The organism is Methylobacterium mesophilicum (assembly GCF_022179445.1).
In the GTDB taxonomy this organism is placed as follows: Bacteria; Pseudomonadota; Alphaproteobacteria; order Rhizobiales; family Beijerinckiaceae; genus Methylobacterium; species Methylobacterium mesophilicum.
On the sequence record NZ_BPQU01000077.1, the window covers coordinates 1 to 1,869 of the forward strand.

Sequence of the window (1,869 nt, forward strand, 5' to 3'; positions counted from 1 at the left end):
TGCCGCTACGTCGCGGCACCTCAACGACAATCGAGATGGCTTTTTGAGACACGCCCAACGTCTTGTCTCACGCCAGATAGACTAGAGCCTCTGGAACTGAACGCCGCAAACCGTGCCAAATTACCTGACGACCGAAAGTCCGCCTTCAATTTTTACCTCCTCAGAAGCAGACCGGCACGAATCCACCCGCCCCGGTCATAGAGTGAACGGACGGCTCCCGACCCAATCCTGACAAAATAGCGGGCCTGCTACAAATCTGGAAGCGAACGTGTGTCTATAGACGACCATGGAATTATTTCCTCAAATTTGCACTTGGTGGTGAGGCAAGAACTTGAAACCGGGACGCTTGTCGCCAGCTGTTGTTTGGTTGCGAACTTGATGTGGGAACCCCGATGAACCTAGGTAGGTGCGTCTTCCTTGTTGGTGCGCTGTGGGTCAGCGCTCCAGCCGGTGCGAGCGCAAGTGACACCAGTCTTCGAGACGGCCAGATCGCGTTTGCTATGGGAAATTACACCGCGGCGATCGCGGCCCTCAACGAGGCGATCCATTCCTCCCCTGATGATCCGGTGGCCTACCATGCCCGGGGTGTAGCCTACCTAAGGGCGAACGACCCCTCCCGGGCACGCGACGATTTTGATGCCGTGATCCGGCTTCGTCCTGCGGATGCGTCGGCGTTCACCAACCGCAGCACCGCTTACCTACAGCTGCAGCAACTCGACGCGGCGATCAGCGACGCGAGCGAAGCCATACGGTTGCGACCAGGCGAAGCCGCTGTCGCCTACGCTAACCGCGCCGCAGCCTTCTACAGGCAGAAGCGTAACGACGAAGCGGCGGCGGATTACGAACGCGCGCTGGCGATCAATCCCCGCTTTGCGGACGCGCATTGGGGACGCGGTCTACTGTATGCCCGTGCGGGCGATCCAAGGCGGGCCATCGCTGCCTACGATGCCGCCTTGTTCTATAACTCTGGCGTCGCGCGATATCTGAACTCTCGCGGCAACGCCTATCGTGTCGAGGGCAACCTTGAACAGGCGCGGATGGATTTCGATGCAGCCATCGCGGCCGAGCCGTCGAACGCGATGTACCATCTCAATCGCGCCTCTGCGTCCGCCGGCAGCGACAACACGAAAGCACTCTCCGAAACGGACGAGGCGATCCGGCTGAACCCCTCCTATTCCAATGCGCTTCGCTATCGTGGAGCGCTCAAGCTTGCGCTCGGCCAGCTCGATGCGGCCATCGTCGATTTCGACGCGGCCCTCCACAAGGACCCTGCCAACGCTCAAGCCTACCTCGAACGCGGCGAGGCGCGCTACCGTAAGCACGATCTTGATCTCGCCCTTGCCGACTTCGATGCCGCCATAACCCGCGCACCAAGTCTTCCACGCGCTCACCTGGGTCGAAGCGCATGCCTTCTGGACCAAGGCAACCCAACGGATGCCCTGGCTGCCGCGGACGTTGCCATCAAGCTGAAAGGGGACGATGCAGGCGCGTTCAACCTGCGCGGTATCATCTACGAGCGAGCAGGCAACCTTGGCGCAGCTTTGTCGGACCTCAGTGAAGCGGTCAGGCTCAGTCCGACATTCGCGACCGCTTTCGTGAATCGGAGCCGGGTTCTCGCTACTCTGGGCGACAAGCTTCAAGCCGCGTCCGACCGTGCCGAGGCCCGCCGTCTCGGCGCCGACCCTCCCATCGATCCCAATACGATGCGCCGTTTGCAAAACACGGCGACTCCCCACGATTGAACCGGTACGCGTGGGTGCCTCCGCCTCCTCGAAGCAGAGCCATAAGGGAGTTCGGCTAGGCACGGGACACCATCAGGGCGATCGCTTGAAGGGGATCAGGCGGTCTGAGTGACGATGGCTCTGAGGT

The 1,869-nt window shown here is 61.0% G+C and carries 1 protein-coding gene; it reads left to right on the forward strand.

Going from position 1 to position 1,869, the window contains the following annotated elements; genetic code table 11:
* Positions 1-392 precede the first annotated feature (392 nt).
* Positions 393-1,742: a tetratricopeptide repeat protein gene (locus tag MFF40_RS28260; RefSeq protein ID WP_147853249.1), complete on the forward strand. Its 1,350-nt coding sequence runs from the start codon at positions 393-395 to the stop codon at positions 1,740-1,742.
* Positions 1,743-1,869 lie beyond the last annotated feature (127 nt).